This is a genomic window from Fusibacter sp. (assembly GCF_057447755.1).
Window position 1 is genome coordinate 1 of record NZ_JBVBZF010000490.1, and the last position, 1,825, is coordinate 1,825.

Below are 1,825 nucleotides of genomic sequence, written 5' to 3' on the forward strand. Positions count from 1 at the left end.
CTACAACTGATTATACCACTAATCGAAATAAGTGGTCAATCAATGTTTCATAATGTAATAGAACTGTAAAGTAGGTTCATTACACCATACATGTATTATATACCATTTGCAGGGATTTGTGCGTTACATCTTGATGACATGGGGTGTAATAATTCTGTAACAAAAGGAGCCTTAGTGTTAAACAACCAAGAGTCCTCGACTAGAGTCTGCGGATTGGTCGTTTAACACTAAGGCTCTTTTATTTATGTTTTTACGAATATTATTCTTGCTAAATCATAACCATAGGATATATTAATTCGCTTTTAATAGCTCTACGGCTTTGTTTAACTGGGGATCAAATTCACCTTTAAGCATCTTATCCACTTGCTGATCAAGTTGAGCTACAGTCTCAAGGGTTAAGATACCTGTCGATTTTAAACCTACGAGCTTTTGAAAGTCCTTAATCACTTGCTCAGTTTTAGGGCCGAACTTTCCATCTACATCAATTTGATAATCCAAGAATTTTAATCTTTGTTGAGCGCCATATACATTTAAACTAATCTCACCTTTATACTTTGGTGATTTTTCATTCATTGGTATAAAGGCCTCATAAAGTTTTCTTTGTGCATCTGTTATTCCATGAATTTCTACATCAGGGTGTATGCCGTTTTGATCAACATGGTAATCATTCGGTACAAGATACTCAGCAATTGTTATTTTAAGCCCACCACCATTCGTTAACGGAATTACGTTCTGAACAGTACCTTTTCCATAGGTATTGTCCCCAACGATAATGCCAGACTTATTTTGCTGAATCGTTCCAGATAAGATCTCGGATGCACTTGCAGATCCTCCATTTACTAAAACAGCTAAGTCCATATCCAGTTTAGGCCTTTCACCTCTATAAATTTGATTGCTATGATCTTTATAGACCACTTTCACAATTTCTTTTCCTTGATCAACAAAATAGTCACTTATGTGAATAGCTGATGTCAAATAACCACCTGGATTATTTCTAACATCTAATATAAGATCCTTTACATTATGAGTAATCATATATTGAATCGCTTCATCAAACTCATTATTTGTCTTATCGCCAAACTGTGTGATTTCTATATAACCAACATTATCTTTAAGAATTTCATAATTTACTGTTTTAACAGTTATTATCCCCCTAACGATACTGAAGTAAATTTGCTCATCTGAACTACCTCTTAGAATCCCTAACTTTACTGTAGAGCCTTCAGGTCCTCTGATTACCGTTACAGCTTTCTCCTTAGTCCAACCCTTAGCATCTTCATCATTCACAGATGCAATTTTATCTCCAGGCAGTAAACCTGCTTCAAAAGCAGGTGTCCCCTTTATCGGCGAAACCACTTCGACATAGTTCTCACCATCAGTAATAACTGCACCTATCCCGCTAAACTCACCTTCCAGATCTGTTCCGAACTCAGCATACTCTTTTGGTGTGAAGTACATACTATGCTGATCAAGCGAATCAAAAATACCCTTGTAAGCACCATCAATAATATCCTGTTTGTTTACATCTTTATAGTAGTTTTCTTCAGCATAATCCACCATAAACTCAATAAAATCTTTATAATAATCATCAAAAGATGCCTCTTGATCTGAATTCTCAACATTTACACTAATCGTGCTCGATAACATCTTTCGTGATTCTAGTAGTCTGTTATAAGGCAAGTCTTGACCCATTGGCACCGTTTCAGAGAAAACAGGCGCAATGGCAGTACCAATCAGAAGCAAAATTAATAAAATCGCCAATACGCTTTTAATATTTATCACAGGCTGATTTTTCTTTTTAGACGCCATATTATTCTTGTTTACA

1 protein-coding gene is annotated in these 1,825 nt (G+C 35.6%); it reads right to left on the minus strand.

Features of this window, described 5'->3' with window-relative positions; all coding sequences use genetic code 11:
* Positions 1 to 291 precede the first annotated feature (291 nt).
* On the minus strand, positions 292 to 1,825 hold a 1,534-nt coding region (locus tag AC220I_RS21985), incomplete at its 5' end, for a S41 family peptidase (protein ID WP_486726009.1).